This window comes from Methanothermobacter sp., from assembly GCF_049720995.1.
In the GTDB taxonomy this organism is placed as follows: Archaea; Methanobacteriota; Methanobacteria; order Methanobacteriales; family Methanothermobacteraceae; genus Methanothermobacter.
Map to the genome: position 1 here is coordinate 34,055 of NZ_JBNASF010000003.1, position 16,736 is coordinate 50,790.

At 49.3% G+C, this 16,736-nt stretch carries 16 protein-coding genes; 11 read left to right on the plus strand and 5 right to left on the minus strand.

The window, feature by feature from the left end; all coding sequences use genetic code 11:
• Positions 1 to 72: 72 nt before the first annotated feature.
• The gene (gene rimI / locus ACPLJI_RS01800) at positions 73 to 540 is read right to left on the minus strand and encodes a ribosomal protein S18-alanine N-acetyltransferase (protein ID WP_424730199.1); all 468 of its coding nucleotides are present in this window, start codon (positions 538 to 540) and stop codon (positions 73 to 75) included.
• A gap of 18 nt (positions 541 to 558) precedes the next feature.
• On the opposite strand from rimI, the gene ACPLJI_RS01805 reads away from it, so the two are divergent.
• From ACPLJI_RS01805 to cobK, 3 genes are all read left to right on the plus strand, one after another.
• Positions 559 to 945 (plus strand): UPF0146 family protein, encoded by a 387-nt coding sequence (locus tag ACPLJI_RS01805; protein ID WP_424730200.1) that lies wholly within the window; start codon positions 559 to 561, stop codon positions 943 to 945.
• 225 nt (positions 946 to 1,170) lie between these two features.
• Positions 1,171 to 3,669: a calcium-transporting P-type ATPase, PMR1-type gene (locus ACPLJI_RS01810; protein ID WP_424730201.1), complete on the plus strand. Its 2,499-nt coding sequence runs from the start codon at positions 1,171 to 1,173 to the stop codon at positions 3,667 to 3,669.
• A 3-nt stretch (positions 3,670 to 3,672) separates the two neighbouring features.
• Positions 3,673 to 4,467 (plus strand): precorrin-6A reductase, encoded by a 795-nt coding sequence (gene cobK, locus ACPLJI_RS01815; protein ID WP_424730202.1) that lies wholly within the window; start codon positions 3,673 to 3,675, stop codon positions 4,465 to 4,467.
• Positions 4,468 to 4,485: 18 nt separating this feature from the next.
• On the opposite strand, the gene glp is transcribed toward cobK, so the two are convergent.
• A complete protein-coding gene (gene glp / locus ACPLJI_RS01820; RefSeq protein WP_424730203.1) occupies positions 4,486 to 5,712 on the minus strand; it encodes a gephyrin-like molybdotransferase Glp in 1,227 nt (408 codons plus the stop codon).
• A gap of 136 nt (positions 5,713 to 5,848) precedes the next feature.
• Here glp and eif1A point away from each other — a divergent pair, with 136 nt between their 5' ends.
• The 8 genes from eif1A (at position 5,849) to ACPLJI_RS01860 (ending at position 14,239) form a co-directional block, all read left to right on the plus strand.
• Positions 5,849 to 6,148 carry a translation initiation factor eIF-1A gene (gene eif1A, locus ACPLJI_RS01825; protein WP_013296185.1) on the plus strand — a complete coding sequence of 100 codons (300 nt, stop codon included), beginning with the start codon at positions 5,849 to 5,851 and terminating at the stop codon, positions 6,146 to 6,148.
• Between the two features lie 24 nt (positions 6,149 to 6,172).
• Positions 6,173 to 7,033, plus strand: a complete 861-nt coding sequence (locus tag ACPLJI_RS01830; RefSeq protein WP_424730204.1) for a serine protein kinase RIO — start codon at positions 6,173 to 6,175, stop codon at positions 7,031 to 7,033.
• Between the two features lie 208 nt (positions 7,034 to 7,241).
• The gene (locus tag ACPLJI_RS01835) at positions 7,242 to 7,808 is read left to right on the plus strand and encodes a KH domain-containing protein (protein ID WP_424730205.1); all 567 of its coding nucleotides are present in this window, start codon (positions 7,242 to 7,244) and stop codon (positions 7,806 to 7,808) included.
• A 188-nt stretch (positions 7,809 to 7,996) separates the two neighbouring features.
• Positions 7,997 to 9,571, plus strand: a complete 1,575-nt coding sequence (gene top6B / locus ACPLJI_RS01840) for a DNA topoisomerase VI subunit B (protein WP_424730206.1) — start codon at positions 7,997 to 7,999, stop codon at positions 9,569 to 9,571.
• The gene (locus tag ACPLJI_RS01845) at positions 9,564 to 10,625 is read left to right on the plus strand and encodes a DNA topoisomerase IV subunit A (protein ID WP_424730207.1); all 1,062 of its coding nucleotides are present in this window, start codon (positions 9,564 to 9,566) and stop codon (positions 10,623 to 10,625) included. Before top6B ends, ACPLJI_RS01845 begins: the two co-directional genes overlap by 8 nt.
• A 318-nt stretch (positions 10,626 to 10,943) precedes the next feature.
• On the plus strand, positions 10,944 to 11,957 hold the full coding sequence (locus tag ACPLJI_RS01850) for a phosphorylating glyceraldehyde-3-phosphate dehydrogenase (protein WP_424730208.1): 1,014 nt from the start codon (positions 10,944 to 10,946) through the stop codon (positions 11,955 to 11,957).
• Between the two features lie 36 nt (positions 11,958 to 11,993).
• A complete protein-coding gene (locus ACPLJI_RS01855; protein WP_424730209.1) occupies positions 11,994 to 12,821 on the plus strand; it encodes a deoxyribonuclease IV in 828 nt (275 codons plus the stop codon).
• A 302-nt stretch (positions 12,822 to 13,123) separates the two neighbouring features.
• Positions 13,124 to 14,239 carry an AAA family ATPase gene (locus ACPLJI_RS01860; protein WP_424730210.1) on the plus strand — a complete coding sequence of 372 codons (1,116 nt, stop codon included), beginning with the start codon at positions 13,124 to 13,126 and terminating at the stop codon, positions 14,237 to 14,239.
• Positions 14,240 to 14,341: 102 nt separating this feature from the next.
• On the opposite strand, the gene hemA is transcribed toward ACPLJI_RS01860, so the two are convergent.
• The 3 genes from hemA to ACPLJI_RS01875 are packed head-to-tail and all read right to left on the minus strand — an operon-like array spanning position 14,342 to position 16,624.
• A complete protein-coding gene (hemA, locus tag ACPLJI_RS01865) occupies positions 14,342 to 15,538 on the minus strand; it encodes a glutamyl-tRNA reductase (RefSeq protein ID WP_424730211.1) in 1,197 nt (398 codons plus the stop codon).
• The gene (locus ACPLJI_RS01870; RefSeq protein WP_424741096.1) at positions 15,528 to 16,145 is read right to left on the minus strand and encodes a precorrin-2 dehydrogenase/sirohydrochlorin ferrochelatase family protein; all 618 of its coding nucleotides are present in this window, start codon (positions 16,143 to 16,145) and stop codon (positions 15,528 to 15,530) included. The genes hemA and ACPLJI_RS01870 overlap by 11 nt, the downstream gene beginning before the upstream one ends.
• 11 nt (positions 16,146 to 16,156) lie before the next feature.
• Positions 16,157 to 16,624, minus strand: a complete 468-nt coding sequence (locus tag ACPLJI_RS01875) for a methanogenesis marker 9 domain-containing protein (RefSeq protein ID WP_424730213.1) — start codon at positions 16,622 to 16,624, stop codon at positions 16,157 to 16,159.
• Positions 16,625 to 16,736: the final 112 nt, after the last annotated feature.

Consider the following 16,736-nt stretch of genomic DNA (forward strand, 5'->3'; position numbering starts at 1 on the left):
GATTAGATTTAATTTAATTATTCATTACCATAAGGAGAATCCCCTCCAGGGTGGATATCCATCCTCATCACTTTAATATTCATTACCATAAGGAGAATCCCCTCCAGGGTGGATATCCATCCTCATCACCACAGCGTCCTCTCCATCCTCATAGTAGTTCTCTATAACCTTCTCCTCACTGAAGCCAAGGGCCCGGTAGAAATTTATGGCCCCTCTATTCTTTGCCCTTACCTCCAGTTTAATATTTTTAATATGAAATTTTTCAAATATACCTATGGCTGTCCTGACAAGTTCCGCCCCGACACCCTGGCGGCGGTAATCTTTATCAACTGCAAGTGAGATAATATGACCTTCATCCTCAAAGCGGATCCAGAATATTATGAATCCAACCACCCTGCCATCATCCTGGGCCACAAGAAAACCTGCGCCAAGGTTGTATATGTCCCTCAGGAGGTGTGCCGGGTAGGGATCAGCAAATGATTCCCTCTCAATCTTCAGGACCGTTTTAAGGTCCTGTGGTCTGAATTCCCTTACTATCATCTCTATCTCCGTGGTACAATGTGGAAAGATCTTGCACTTTACATAATCAGGAGTTCGCAGCCATCCGACCGTGTTGTTGAGGTTGGTGCCGGTAGATTCCTGTATGTTTCAGATTATATCATGAAACATTCAAAAGTTGATTTGGTTCTAACAGATATTAAACCTTCCCGTGGGGACATAATTTGCGATGACATCACTTCACCGGACATGGATATCTACAGGGATGCAGCCACCATATATTCCATAAGACCCCCATCTGAACTCCACAACCCCCTTATGATGGTGGCGGACGCTGCCGGTGCCCGGCTGATCATCAAACCCCTCACTGGAGAAAATATAGTCACAGAAAAGCCCATGAAGCTTGTAAATTACAGGAAAAGCTTTTTCTACCAGTACATTCCATAGATCCGTCCAGTTATTATGATGTCCTCAGCTGTGGCTTGCTGAGATGATTTGCTTCAGAGTTGACCCCACCACAACCACACCAATCTTATAATAAAAACACGCCAATTCTCATAATACTATATACTTTATAAATGAGTAATGAATTTCATGATGGCAATCCAACCAATAATATCATAATCAGAGCCTGAAAAATTGAATTACTAAAGAAATTGAAAAGTGTTAAAAATGAAATGGGCCAGGATGAGTGTAAAGGAAGTCTTGAATGAACTTAAAACTTCAGAAAATGGTTTAAAGTCAGAGGAAGCAGTCAGAAGACTTGAAATTTATGGTAAAAACGAACTGATTGAGGAGAAAAAGGCAGGACCCCTCAGGATGTTCCTTGCCCAGTTCATGGATATACTCATCATACTCCTCATACTTGCGGCTGTGGCATCCTACTTCGTCGGTGATGTGCTCGATTCTGCCGTCATACTATTCGTGGTGATTGTGAATGCCACGGTTGGCTTCATACAGGAGTACAGGGCCGAGCGTGCAATGGAGAAGCTCAAGGGCCTGGTATCAACTGAGGCCACGGTTATAAGGGATGGGGTGACCCAGAAAATACCAGCCTCTGAGCTCACGGTAGGTGATATTGTAATCATAGAGGAGGGGGACAATGTACCTGCAGATATCAGACTCATAGAAGCCTATGAACTCCGTATAGACGAATCAGCACTCACAGGAGAATCCATACCCGTCCAGAAGACACATGAATCCCCTGAGGATGAAAGGGATGTTATCGCATTCATGGACTCTGACGTTGTATCAGGTCGCGGTAAGGGTGCTGTCATAGCCGTGGGTATGGATACATCAATAGGCAGGATAGCCGAGATGATACAGGAGGATGAGGGTAAGACACCTCTGCAGGAGAAGATAGCCTCCCTTGGAAAAAGCCTTGGGTTCATAGCGGTGGTTGTATGTACCCTGGTATTCGCCATACAGTTCCTCCGTGGACTTCCGCTGGTTGACACCTTCATGACCGCTGTTTCACTGGCAGTTGCCTCTGTACCTGAGGGTCTTCCCGCCATACTGACACTCACCCTCGCACTGGGCATGCAGAGGATGGCCCGTAGCAATGCCATAGTTAGGAGGCTCCTTGCAGTTGAAACCCTGGGTTCATGTTCGGTGATCTGCACCGACAAGACAGGTACACTCACCCATAACCGGATGACAGTGAGGGAATCAGAGCTCACCTCACCAGAGATGGCCCTCCTTGTATGCGCACTCTGCAACAACGCCACCATCTCAGATGATAGGGTCATAGGGGACCCCACCGATGCAGCCATACTGAGTTTTGCAGCTGAAAATGGATACAAAAGGAAGGATCTTGAGGAGAAATACCCCCGCCTCATGGAGATACCCCTCGACAGTAAAAGGAAGAGGATGACCACCATAAACCAGCTGGGTGACGGGCGATACCTCCTCATAAAGGGAGCCCCTGAGATAATACTCGGTAGATGCAGTTACGTGGATTACAGCGGCTCCCTGAGGGCAATGGATGATGATGAACTGGCTAAATGGATGTCAAGGCTCAACGATATGACATCAAGGGCCCTCCGTGTTCTGGCCCTTGCATACCGGAAACTACCTGATGGCGATGATGAGGAGAGGGACCTTGTGCTTGCTGGCCTCGTTGGTATGATGGACCCTCCCCGAAAGGAGGCTGCAGAGGCTATAGAGACCTGCAGAAAGGCAGGTATAAAGGTTGTTATGATCACAGGTGACCACAGGGACACTGCAGTTGCCATAGCACACGAACTGGGACTCATGGATGATGGTTTAGCCCTCACAGGTAGGGAACTCGATGATCTCTCTGATGATGAATTCGAGGAGATGGTGGAGGACGTGAGGGTCTATGCCCGTGTCTTCCCTGAACAGAAGGTCAGAATAGTTGAGGCCCTCCAGAGGAGGGGTCACGTGGTTGCCATGACAGGTGATGGTGTCAACGACGCACCCGCCCTCAAGAAGGCCGCTATAGGTGTCGCAATGGGCAGCGGGACAGATGTTGCAAGGGAATCCTCTGACATGGTGCTCCAGGATGACAACTTCGCAACGATAGTTAAAGCAGTGAGGGAGGGGCGGACCATCTTCGATAACATAAGGCGCTTCGTTAAGTTCCAGCTTTCAACAAACGTTGGGGCCATCCTGACAATCGTATCGGCCTCACTCATCAACCTTCCGGTGCCATTCAACCCGATACAGATACTCTGGATAAACATAATAATGGACGGGCCCCCTGCACAGTCCCTGGGTGTTGAGCCCCCTGAATCCGATATAATGCTCAGAAAACCCGAGAGGGAGGATATAATGCCAGGAAGGAACCTGCTGCGTATAGTGATTGCAGGTGCTGTCATGGCGGCGGGGACTCTGGGACTCTACATGTACATGCTCTCCTCAGGTACCGGTGTTGAGCGGGCCATGACAGTTGCATTCACGGTCTTTGTGATGTTCCAGATATTCAACGTATTCAACTGCAAGTCAAGGACCGGGTTTTCCAACAGGACCCTCATTCTTGCTGTTGCAGCCTCACTCCTGCTGCAGATCCTTGTGGTGTACCTTGCACCCCTGGAGGGTGTATTCAGGACCGTCCCCCTCACGCTTACAGACTGGGTCCTCATAGTCGCAGTGGCTTCACTCATACTGATTGTAGAGGCCCTCATGAGGTTTGCTGATGGGCGGGGATGAGCTATGAATGTTATTGTGATGGCAGGAACCAGGGACGCCAGGAGGATCATTGAAGAACTCTCAAAGGATCCTCGAATTGATATAACAGCCACGGCAACCACTGAATACGGTGCGGGGCTTGCAGAAATGTCAGGGGCATTGAGAACAGTGCGCGGACCCCTTGACCGGTTCGGACTGGGCGAACTGATAGATGAAATCGGTGTTGAGCTCCTAATAGACGCCACCCACCCCTTTGCGGCAAGGGCCACTGAAAACGCGCTCCTGGCATGCCATGATACAGGAATAACCTACCTGAGGTTCGAAAGACCGCTGCTGGATGTTGAGGGCGCCATAAGGGTTGAATCATTCCGCAGGGCCGGGGAGGTGGCCTCATCACTCCTTAGGGAGGGTGAGGTGGCAATGCACCTTGCAGGGGTCTCAACACTACCTGAGGTTCTTGAGTCACTTGAGCCAGAAAGGGTTGCGGTCCGGGTCCTCCCCCAGACATCATCCATTGAGGCATGCCACAGGCTTGGAGTGCCCCCAGGGCAGATCATCGCCATGCAGGGCACGTTCTCTCAAGAGATGAACAGGGTGCTCATGAAGGAATACCATGCCGGTGCAGTCATCACGAAGGAGAGTGGGGAGACAGGAGGTCTCCCTGAGAAGGTTGCTGCGGCATCAGAGCTTGGAATACCCATCATCCTCGTTGAAAGACCAGGAATTGACCTGAAAGGAGAGAGGGTATTCCATGACATTAAGGAACTTGTAGAGCATGTCACCGGCATCCCGAAGAAAGAAACCAATAACCGCCTTTAAATATTTCAAGGAATAATTTCACCTGTTCTCAAAGAGGACAACCTCAACCTCCTCCCCCTCATTGAGTATCTCAACGTTTTTTGGCACCTCAATGTACCCATCGGCCCCTGCAAGGGCTGCTATTGCACCGGAATCCCTGAATATGGGTCTTGCATATTGGCCATCAACCCTCACAAGTGCATACTGGACCCTGCCCCTTGATGAGTGGAATCTCTCCGCAAGTTTAAGTGTCCTCACGGAACCCTCGGGCGCTTTCATTCCTGAGAGTTCCCTGAGTAATGGTTCCACAAGTGACCTGAAAACCAGAAGGGCTGCAACCGGGAAACCAGGGAGCCCCACCACCATCTTACCGTCAACCACCCCCACTATGGTGGGCTTACCCGGTTTCATGGAGATGCCATGAATGATAACACGCCCGAGATCCTCAAGCACATCAGCCAGGACATCACCTGCCCCCGCAGAGGTGCCGCCTGATGTTATAACAAGGTCCGCTTTACCCAGCCCCTCAATGAGGGCCTTCCTGAGTTCATCGTAATCATCCCCAACTATACCCCCACGGCTGACACTGCAGCCGGCATCCCTCAGGGCTGCAGATATTCCTGAAGAATTTGAATCAAATATCTTTGCCGGTTCAAGTTTCCCTGCCGGCTCAATGAGCTCATTACCCGTTGATATGACATGCACAGAGGGTTTTGATATAACATTCACCGAGGTGACCCCTGCAGCTGAAAGCGCCGCGATCTTGTCGGGTGAGAGTACCTTTCCGCCCTCCACAAGTACACTGCCCGCCTCAATATCAGATCCTGCAGCCGCTATATGCTGCGATGGATATGCTGGCCTCTGGATGTAGACGTCCTCACCACTAACCTCGGTGTACTCAACCATGACAACTGCATCGGCACCCTCGGGTACAGGAGCCCCGGTACTTATCCTGGTGCATGAACCGCTTTCAACCCTCCTTGATGGAGAAGAGCCTGCCTCAACCGTCTCGATACACCTTAGCCTCACCGGTTTCTCATCGCTTGCCCCAAAGGTATCTGAGGACACCACCGCATACCCATCCCGGGATGCCCTGTCAAATGGTGGCAGGTCAATGGGGCTTTCAGCATCCTCTGCAAGTACCCTCCCAGGGGCATCATCAATATTAACTGTTTCGGAACCTCTACTGTAAAGTTCCCTGAAGAGATCAGCCATTATCCTCCTTGCATCGTCCAGATCGATTATATCAAGAAATTCGACTCCCATTGAATCACCATGAAGCAGTCTAGCAATTTATTTATATCTGCACCGGTAATAAATTATACTGTCTATTTCTTTGATTGCTGAATGTGTAATCGCATTAGAATCAAAGTTAATCAACGAAAAAAGAGGAGGAGAGTATTTGAGTAGAGGACACCAGACACAAGAAGTTAGGCGTGTGAGGACGCCCAGGAAGGGTGAGATACCTGGAGTTGTTGAGCAGATAATGGGGCACGGGAAGCTCAAGGTGAGGTGTGCCGATGGCCATATAAGGCTTGGCAGAATCCCGGGCAAGATGAAGAAGAGGATATGGATCCGTGAGGGTGACGTTGTACTCGTGAAGCCATGGGAGTTCCAGAGCGAGGAGAAGGCCGATATCGTGTGGAGGTACACCCGTACAGAGTCCAACTGGCTTGAGAGGAAGGGCTACCTTAAACTCTGATTGTTCCAAGAGAAGTTGATTTTAATGGATCCTGAAGAAACAGGGCAGCCTCCTGAACTCAGGGCACTTAAATCAGGGGCCATGGATAGGGTAGACTCTGATCTTGGACGGATGGAGGCTGTCAAGAGGTTGAAGGGTGTTGAGGACCGGAGGGTTGGTAGTGAGGTCTTTGATGAGCTTACCCTCAAAACACTCTACAAACTTGCCAATTCAGGTTACCTTGCTGTGCTCAATGGTGCTGTGAGCACCGGTAAGGAAGCGAATGTCTTCAAGGGCATAACCGATAACGATGAATTTGTTGCTGTCAAGATCTACCGTGTCGCCACATCTGACTTCAGGAAGATGCAGTACTACATACAGGGCGACCCGCGGTTCAGGGTGAGGACAACCAACAGACGCCAGCTTGTCCAGGCATGGGTTAACAAGGAGTTCAGGAACCTCAAAAGAGCCCTTGAAGCTGGTGTCCGTGTGCCGGAACCCATGGTTGCAAGGGACAACATCCTCATAATGGAGTTCATCGGGGATGATGGTGAGCCTGCGCCCACCATGAGGGAGGTTCCACCTGAGGATCCTGAGGGTGTACTTGAGTTAATAGTTGAGTACATGCACCGTCTCTACACCGGTGCAAGGCTTGTGCATGGGGATCTGTCATTCTTCAACATACTGAACCATTCAGGGGAGCCTGTTATAATCGATGTATCCCAGGCAATGGTCCTTGATCACCCGCTGGCCATGGAACTCCTTGAAAGGGATATAAAGAACGTGGTCCGCGACTTCAAAAGGCTGGGGGTCAGTGCAAGTGAGGATGATATAAGGAGAAGAATTAAAAGGGAACCAGAACCCTTAAAAAAACAAAGCCGGGAAAAAGAATTAAATGAACCGTAACCTTATAAAGAAAAGAATTAAAGAACCACGGTACCCCAATGCAGAAAAGAATTAAAAAGAAAACCATAAGATCCATTACCTGGAACCCTGAAGATAAGGATCCATCCCCGATAAGAAATCAGAAATAGAAAATCCGCTGGATACCCTGCAGGAAGTTACTGTAAGTGTTATAAAAGTTGATCCTTACTTACTCATTGAGGTGAATCAGATGCCCACCGAAGAATATCTCAAAATACCCCGAGAAAGGGTAGGAGTTCTGATAGGTAAGAATGGTGAGGTCAAGTCACAGATCGAACGCCTCACCCAGACAGACCTTGAAATTGACAGTGAAACAGGAGCAGTTACACTCATACCCAGGGATGAACTCGAAGATCCCCTATCACCATGGAAGGCAAGAAACATAGTGAGGGCCATAGGACGTGGCTTCAACCCAGAGGTTGCCCTCAGGCTCCTGGATGATGATGTTGCCCTTGACATCATCAAGATAACCGACTATGTCGGTAAATCCAAAAAGGCCATAGCAAGACAGAAGGGCCGTGTAATAGGTCGGGGCGGTATAACCAGACGCATAATCCATGATATGACCGGGGTGGATATATCGGTCTATGGAAAAACCGTTGCACTTATAGGTGAATTTGAAAAGCTCTCTGTTGCAAGGGAAGCAGTTGAAATGATACTCAATGGCGCCAGGCACAAGTCTGTGTATGCATTTCTTGAAAAGAAGAAACAGGAAATGAAAATGAAGGAGTTTCAGGAAGGCGTTAAATTCATGTAAACTCCGCCATAAACCTGTTTTTTGTGAGGGCGAATTTCAAGTATTTCACAAGTATCGCCCGAACTATGCTTTCTTGAATAGTTACATCTAGGGGTATAAGTTTATATGCTATAAGTTATACATATATGCATATGAGCATGGTATCCCATGTGTATTATCCTGTGAAAAATTTTTAAGGAGGCGAACTTTTGGCTAGGCAAGCTTTGGATCTCTTTGACGAAGGATTCCAGGAACTCACCCCCTCAGAATTCTTCAGGAAAAACAAGCAGATGCTGGGTTTTACAGGGAAGATAAGGTCACTGACGATAGTTTTTCATGAACTCATAACAAACAGTTTTGACGCCGCAGAAGAGGCGGGCATACTCCCTGAAATCAAAATAGATCTCAAAAGAATTGGCAAGGACCACTACATCCTCAGACACCAGGACAACGGCCCAGGAATACCTGAAAAGTACATTCCCAAGGTATTCTGTACCATGTTCGCCGGGTCCAAGTTCAGGAACATCCAGTCCAGGGGGCAGCAGGGACTTGGATGCAGTGGTTGCGTTCTATTATCACAGATGACCACAGGAAAACCCATAAAGGTCATCTCAGGAACCAGGGAAAACGGCGAACTCAAGGGGGTCAAAATGATCCTCAAGATGGACGTTAAGAAGAACCAGGGCCTCATACTCGAAAAGGAGGAGGTCGAGGTTGAGGACACGGGGGTCTGCATAGAGCTCCACTTCAAGGATGTCTCCTACTCACTCTCAGAGCAGGGAGCCTACGAGTACATAAGGAGGACAATGATAGCCAACCCCCATGCAAAGATAATATTCAATGACCCCACAGGAAACCGCTACGTCTTCAACAGGGCATCAGACGTTATCCCCCCAATGCCAAAGGAGGTCCTCCCACACCCATGGGGTGTCACAGCCGATGACCTCATATTCATGGCAAAGCACACCGATAAGAGACGGTTCAGGAGCATGCTTACAAGCAACCTCTCGAGGATGTCCTCCAAGAAGATAAAGGAACTCGAGGAGCTCACAGGCATAGACCTCAACAAGCGCCCCAAGGATATGAAGTGGGAGGAGGCCGAGAGCATAGTTGAGGCCTTCAAGAAGATGAAGTTCATGTCACCACCAACCTCTGGCCTCATACCCATCGGGGAGGAGCAGATTGAGAAGGGTATGAGGGAGATACTCCAGCCAGAGTTCACTGCCACCGTTACAAGAAAACCCAAAACCTACCGTGGGGGTATAGCATTTGTGGTTGAGGCGGGTATAGCCTACGGTGGAAACTCCGGTAGAATGGTTGGTGACCAGAGGAAGGCTGAGATAATGAGGTTCGCCAACAGGGTCCCCCTAACCTTTGATGCCGGCAGCTGCGCAATAACCGAGGGTGTTAAGAGCCTTGACTGGAGGCGCTACGGCATAAGGGACCTTGAAAATACGCCCCTCACCATATTTGTGAATATTGTATCAACCAATGTCCCCTACCTCTCAACAGGTAAGCAGAGCGTTGCGCCTGAACCTGAAATACTCCATGAGATCAGGCAGGCCACCATGATAGCTGCAAGAAAACTCTACAAGTACCTCAGGAAGAAGAAGGCCGCCAAGGAGGAGGCTGAGAGGGCAAAGGTATTTGAAACCTACGTCCCGGTGATCATAAAGCAGGCGGCTCTCCTGGCGGAGAGGGAGGAACCGGATTACAGGGAACTCCTGGACACAGTTACAAGAAGGGCAAAACTTGAAATTCTGGGGGAATCACTAGATGAATAGAAGGGAAATAGCCATCAACAAACTTAAAGGTCTTGGGGATGTCATACTCGACGATGTGACCCGCGGGAAGATCCCCAGGATAAAGGTACCATCAAGGGGTACATCAAACATAATCTATGATGAAGAGAAGAGGCACTACATCCTTGGTGACCGCTACGGTACACGTTCAATGGGTAATGTGAAGCAGATAAAGAAGATAGGCCAGATGCTCTACACCGCAAACTTCTGCAAGGACCTGGTGGCCAGGGAGAAAACAGCGACCCTCAGGGAGCTCTACTACATCTCAGAGGGCTGGGAGGTGGACTTTGCAGACCAGCAGGAATCCAACATCGTTGGGGAGGACCTTGAGGTTACCCTGGGGATGACCAGGGAGGAGCTGGGTCTCATGCCGGAGGAGGACGGTGCATCTGTCTACGGTGCCCTGACGGTTCGTGAGGGTGATATAGAGATAAACGCACTCAGATCTGGCAAATCAGGTTACAACATATCACCCACCATAGATGAGGTTGAATTCGTGGATCACGATGTTGAACGTGTCATTGCGGTAGAGACAATGGGTATGTTCCACCGTCTCGTGCAGGAGAAGGCCTACAAGAAGTTCGACGCCCTCATCGTCGGGCTTAAGGGTCAGGCCGCAAGGGCAACCAGAAGGTTCATAAAGAGGGTCAATGAGGAACTGGACCTTCCCGTCTACATCTGTAACGACGGAGACCCATGGGGATTCCACATCGCCATGGTCATAATCTCAGGAAGTGCGAAACTCGCCCATGTGAACCACCAGCTTGCAACCCCAGATGCAAAGTTCCTGGGGGTCACAGCAAGTGACATAATAAACTATGACCTCCCCACTGATCCCCTAAAGGACATCGATGTGGTGAGGCTCAAGGAACTCCTGAACGATCCAAGGTACAGGGACGAGTTCTGGAAGACCGAAATAAAGAAGATGCTGAAGATCGGTAAGAAGGCAGAACAGCAGTCCTTCTCGAAGTATGGTCTTGAGTACGTGGTTGACACGTATCTTCCAGAGAAACTTGAAGCCGTGGAGAACCAGTAACCCAGTTCTCCATATTTATTTATTTTTTAAGTTCCTTCTGGAATAATAGAAGTTCTCATCCCAAAAGCTACTGGTTTTTAATGGTTATCAAATCCTCAAATCCTCAGAAATAAATTTAGAATAAATCCAGAGATGATAAGAACCTCCATAACACGACCATCCCCCTCACAGACAACACCGGAATCAATCCCTAAGGCCTTCGCTCCACTTCAGAGATAACTATATAAAATAATCAATGCGAAATAATATCAGATTACACCTTTAACTTAAGAGGTTCCTCTGGGAACAGAAGTTTTCAGGGGATAGGAGGTTTCTTTAATGATATCTGTAGCCATTAACGGGTATGGAACAATAGGAAAGAGAGTCGCCGACGCTGTGGCTGCCCAGGACGACATGAAGGTCGTTGGTGTCAGCAAAACAAAACCTGATTTTGAGGCGAGGGTTGCAATTGAAAAGGGCTATGACCTCTATGTAAGCATCCCTGAACGTGAAAAGCTCTTTGATGATGCAGGAATCCCTGTGAGCGGTACCGTGGAGGACATGCTGGAGGAAGCAGACATAGTTGTGGATGCAACACCAGAGGGCATCGGGGCAAAGAACCTTGAACTGTACCGTAAAAAGGGGATAAAGGCCATATTCCAGGGCGGTGAAAAGCACGACGCCATTGGACTCTCATTCAACTCCTTCGCAAACTACGACGAGTCACTGGGGGCAGACTACACAAGGGTTGTTTCATGCAACACCACCGGCCTCTGCAGGACCCTGAAACCTATAGATGACCTCTGCGGGATAAAGAAGGTGAGGGCAGTGATGGTCAGAAGGGGCGCTGACCCTGTCCAGGTGAAAAAGGGCCCTATAAACGCCATTGTACCGAACCCCCCAACGGTTCCATCACACCACGGACCCGACCTCAAAACTGTCATGAAGGGTGTCAGCATCCACACCGTTGCACTCCTTGTCCCCACAACACTGATGCACCAGCACAACATAATGGTGGAAGTGGAGGACCCTGTGGACGCCGATGAGATAAAGGCGAAGCTCAATGAAACCACAAGGGTAATGCTTGTGAAAGCCTCAGAGGGCCTTGCATCAACCGCAGAGATAATGGAGTACGCCAAGGAACTTGGAAGGTCAAGGAATGACCTCTTCGAGATACCTGTCTGGGAGGAATCCATAAATGTGGTTGAAGGTGAACTCTTCTACATGCAGGCGGTCCATCAGGAATCCGATGCTGTCCCCGAGAGTGTGGATGCAATAAGGGCCCTCCTTGAACTTGAAGAGGACAACATGAAATCCATAATGAAGACCAACAGGGCCATGGGCATACTCTAAAAACATTTCTCTTTAACCCCTTAATCTGGTGTTTTTTTGATAAGGGTAGGTCCTGCAGGGAACCCCGTGGGTTACCGTGGCAGTACAGTCAGTGTTTTCCGGAAGATCAGGGCCATGGGACTTGACGCCTACGAGTACCAGGCAACCTATGGACTACGGTTAAAGAAGGAAAACGCACTTAAGATAGGTGAAAATTCAAGGAAGAATGACATACTTGTCTCAATGCACGGGCCCTACTATATAAACCTTTCATCATCCAGGGAGGAGACCATAGAGAAATCAATTGACCGGCTCTTTGACTGTGCGGTTGCAGGGGAGTGGATGGGGGCCTACCGTATTGTATTCCACCCCGGCTTTTACGGTGACCTGGGCAGGAGAAGGGCATTTGAGCTCTGCAGGAAGTCACTTGGAGAACTGATCTCAAGACTTGAAAGTGCCGGTATCAGGGACTTCACCCTTGCACCTGAGACCACCGGTAAGAGGTCGCAGGTGGGAAGTCTGGAGGAGATTATAAGCTTCTCAGAGGAATTTGAGAACGTCGTGCCCACCGTTGACTTTGCACACATACATGCAAGGGATGGTGGGTGCATAGGGGGCGCCAGTGATTACAGGAGAATACTTGAGGAGATTGAGGGAAGGCTCGGAGCTGAACACCTCCACTGTCACTTCACAGGGATAGAGTACACAGATGCGGGAGAGAGAAGGCATCACACCCTATCCGAAGGCTTTGGCCCTCCTGTTGAGCCCCTCCTTGATGTACTGGTTGATGGTGGCTGGGATGCTACCATAATCTCCGAGACACCCAGAAAGGATGAGGATGCAAGGAGGATAAAGGCCCTCCTTGAGGGGTACCTGAGCAGGTGACGCCGTCCAGAGAAATAAGTGTGCATACTGTATCAAAATCCAAAGCACCCCTGTTTTTATATGGCTGCATGAAGTTTGCCAAAGGCAGGGTTCATGTTTGGGTGGGATGTGCTGAAAGTTCGCACACCTCAGAGTGTACCTAAAACTTTATACACTTGCCTCACTGAGTAATTCATCTGGCTCAGTGAGACACCTCAGAGTGTACCTAAAACTTTATACACCCAGATGCACAATTTACCTATGATGAGTTTATTTCTTAGGATCACAGTATCAGAACTTGTTTCTGAAGAACAGGTGATGTGGTGAAATTCAATAACATAGTCTATGACCCCCAGCTATCAGATAAAAAGTTTCCTGTGAAGGCCTCTGATCCTGAAAGGGAGGCTAAACTTGTTGTTCTCCAGCCGGTTGGATACCCCTTCGTATGCAACTTGATGGAGTCACCAAGGATAGATGCTGTTAACAAGGAACTATTTGAGATCTATGCAAGGGACCAGTGGGAGGGTTTCAGGGCAACTGAGGGTTCCTATCTATTCGACCAGAAACTGCTCCCAGACTATGCATTCAAGATAATAAGGGCCCACCCTGATGGTTCAAAGATAACCAGGAACACCTCCATTATACTGCTGGAGAACGAGAGGGAGGAGTTCCATGAGGTGAAAAGTGACATCACCATGGATGATGTTATCGGTCAGGAGGACGCCAAGATAAAGTGCAGGATAATCATGAGGTACCTTGAGGATCCTGACAGATTCAGGGACTGGGCGCCCAGGAACGTCCTCTTCCATGGAAGCCCTGGTACCGGTAAGACCATGCTTGCAAAGTCCCTTGCAAATGAACTCAGGGTCCCCCTCTACCTTATAAAGGCCACAAGCCTCATAGGTGAGCATGTGGGTGATGGTGCAAGGCAGATACATGAACTCTATGAACTGGCATCAAAAACTGCCCCATCCGTTATATTCATAGATGAGATGGACGCAATTGGCCTCGACCGGAGATTCCAGTCCCTCCGTGGGGACGTTTCAGAGGTGGTTAACGCACTCCTGACCGAGATGGATGGTATAAATCAGAACTGGGGTGTTGTAACCATAGGCGCGACCAATAACCCTGAACTTCTTGATAATGCGATAAGAAGCCGTTTTGAGGAGGAAATAGAGTTCAAGTTACCGGGGGATGATGAGAGGCGGATGATGCTCGAGAAATACATTGAGACCATGCCCCTGGCTGTGGATTTCTCTCTGGATAAACTTGTTAAACTGACAAAGGGAATGTCAGGACGGGACATAAAGGAGAGGGTGCTTAAAACAGCCCTCCACAGGGCACTGGCAGATGACAGCCCCCGTGTGGAGCGTGAACACATAGAATATGCCCTTAAGGAGCGTGATCTAAAAGGCGAGCCCAGGCACATGTTCGCCTAGATCAAAAATTTTTCATAAAATCCGCTTAACTGAAGAGCTCCATGAGTGCACCTAAACCTGATTTCCAATCAAAGAACTCAGAACACACCAAAAAAACAACCACTAAAACTCTTCACAACCAAAGAGCTCAGAACACATCCTCAGGAACTCCGTGTCATCCCTCTCTGCAGCATCCCTGATTTTCAGTGCGATATCATGGAATATCTTATCAACGAGAGACCTTGTAAGGCCCTCAACAACCCTCTCAGGGTCCCCGCTGTTTTCAATTTTCTTAATTGCCTTACCTGCCTCCCTCTGCCGGAGAGACTCCATACGCCCCCTTATTTCAGCAAGAAGTGGCTCCACATCCCTTTGCTTCATTGCCCTAAGGAGGAGTTCAAGTTCAGCTCTCACTATCTCCTCTGCCTCCCTTGCCTCTGCCTCCCTCCTCTTCCGGTTCTCCTCGGCCACACCCCTGAGGTCATCAATTGTGAATAGCCTGACACCAAGCTCCCTCACGGATTCCTCTATATCTCTTGGGTTGGCTATGTCCACCATCACAATGCTGGACCTCCTCTCAGGGGGCACCGCCTCCATGACACGCTCACGGGTGAGTATGTAATGGGGTGAGCCTGTGGCACTTATAACAACATCCGCATCCCTTAGGGCCCTGTTGAGTCTGTCGAAGTGTATCGCATCACCGCCAAGTTCACATGCAAGCTGGTATGCCCTCTCATATGTCCTGTTTGCAACCATTATCGCCTTGAGGTGCTTTTCGGCGAGGGCACGCGCAACCAGTGTCCCCATTTTACCGGCCCCTATAACAAGGACCTTCTTGCATTTGAGATCCCCCTGTACTGACTCTGCAAGATCAACGGCCGCTGATCCTATTGAAACTGAACCCCTGTTTATCTTCGTCTTCCGCCTCACGGTCTGGCCCACATGGACCGCCTTGGTGAACACCATATCAAGGAGGGGGCCGCAGGTGCCCTCACGCAGGGCCTGAATCCTTGCAGCCTTTATCTGCCCGAGTATCTGATCCTCCCCGATTATCATTGACTCGAGGCCTGAAGCCAGTCTCAGGAGGTGTAGGAGGGCATCCTCATCCACTTCAACTGTAAATCCATTAAAATCAAATTCAGGGGGGGTCCCTGTAACGTTAAGGTAGTACTCGACCCTGTTGCAGGTCATCAGGGGTACCTTCTCGGTCACGGCTCCGAGGGCCTCAAGTTCACCCACAATCTCCTCTATCCTGCCTGAGGCTGTTTCCATTGTCCTCACATCGGAGGTCTTGTGGTCAAGCCTTATGTTAAGAATCACCTGAAGCCCTCCTGTCCATGATTATGTGCCGCGCCCTTCTTATGGCACCCTCCAGGTCTCCAGCTTCAAGTTTTTCCTGTACCATTTTATCCTCAGAGATTTCATAGAGAATTCTGCGCCTCTTTCTGTGATCAGGGACCTCTTCCATGAGCATACGACGGGATACATCCTGAACCTCAATCATGAGTATATCCTCTGGTTTTATGAGCTCCTGGATCCTCCTGCGGAGGTATTTTGCCATTAGCGGGCTCTTCTTACCTGTGAATACTGAGATTGAGACATCCGCTATTTTGAATGTTGACGGGACAACCACGTTACCCCTTGACGGGTCATCTGCCCTGTTAAGGAGTTTGTCCCCTGCAAGTTCAGTTACCCTTTCATTGAGACCTCTATCCGGACTTGCGGCAACTATGAGGTCTGCCTGCCTAATCCACTCCCCCAGTTTTTCCTCGGTGATTGAAACAGCACCTTCAACTTCCTGTCCGAAAACTGCAACCTCTGCACCTGCCTCAATGAACCTCATCGCCCTTCTTCTTCCAACTTCCCCTGAACCCACCACGAGTACCCTCTTACCTTCCATGTCAATGTAGAGGGGTGTGAGGGACATTTTACCATCCATCAGAGGGATTTCATTCTGAGTATCTTCATGGCTGTTCTGAGGTCATTATCTGCCTCTGCAAGGGCCTCCCTGGCCTCCTCAAGGGATACCTCAAAGGCGTCTGCCAGGGCCTTCACGCTCTCGGTGTCAGGCTCAGAGGTTCCCACAAGTTTCTCTGAGAGCTTCTTTTTGAGTTCCATGTACTCCTCGGTTGTCATGTTGATCCTCTTCATGGCCATGTCCCTGAGTGGACAGGGCTTTGAGGGCTTGCAGCACCAGACAAGTGAACCGAAGCATGTCCCCTGGCCCTCGCCGAGCCTGGTATTCCTTGCGAATGACTCCTTAATTTCAATGTAATCCTGTGGTGTCAGTCCTGCCTCCTCGAGTGCTATCATTATCGGGCAGGGCTTCACCGGTGGGCAGCAGAATGTAAGCGCCCTTTTATCACCACCCCTGCAGACATGGGATGGTGCGTCGCTCCATACCAAATACAGTCCTCCTTTATTAATTATATTTATTCTGTTAATAATAATTCATTACATGGGTTGAAACATGCCAATTAATGCCTTTAACAGCTTTTTGATAAATAAATTGTGGTTC

What these genes read in the sequence shown, in the direction of transcription:
- ACPLJI_RS01845 (WP_424730207.1), top strand. Translation starts at nt 9,564, where the DNA reads ATGAATAGAAGGGAAATAGCCATCAACAAACTTAAAGGTCTTGGGGAT.
- cobK (WP_424730202.1), top strand. Translation starts at nt 3,673, where the DNA reads ATGAATGTTATTGTGATGGCAGGAACCAGGGACGCCAGGAGGATCATT.
- ACPLJI_RS01805 (WP_424730200.1), top strand. Translation starts at nt 559, where the DNA reads ATGTGGAAAGATCTTGCACTTTACATAATCAGGAGTTCGCAGCCATCC.
- rimI (WP_424730199.1), bottom strand. Translation starts at nt 540, where the DNA reads ATGATAGTAAGGGAATTCAGACCACAGGACCTTAAAACGGTCCTGAAG.
- ACPLJI_RS01850 (WP_424730208.1), top strand. Translation starts at nt 10,944, where the DNA reads ATGATATCTGTAGCCATTAACGGGTATGGAACAATAGGAAAGAGAGTC.
- glp (WP_424730203.1), bottom strand. Translation starts at nt 5,712, where the DNA reads ATGGGAGTCGAATTTCTTGATATAATCGATCTGGACGATGCAAGGAGG.
- ACPLJI_RS01835 (WP_424730205.1), top strand. Translation starts at nt 7,242, where the DNA reads ATGCCCACCGAAGAATATCTCAAAATACCCCGAGAAAGGGTAGGAGTT.
- ACPLJI_RS01830 (WP_424730204.1), top strand. Translation starts at nt 6,173, where the DNA reads ATGGATCCTGAAGAAACAGGGCAGCCTCCTGAACTCAGGGCACTTAAA.
- ACPLJI_RS01870 (WP_424741096.1), bottom strand. Translation starts at nt 16,145, where the DNA reads ATGTCCCTCACACCCCTCTACATTGACATGGAAGGTAAGAGGGTACTC.
- ACPLJI_RS01810 (WP_424730201.1), top strand. Translation starts at nt 1,171, where the DNA reads ATGAAATGGGCCAGGATGAGTGTAAAGGAAGTCTTGAATGAACTTAAA.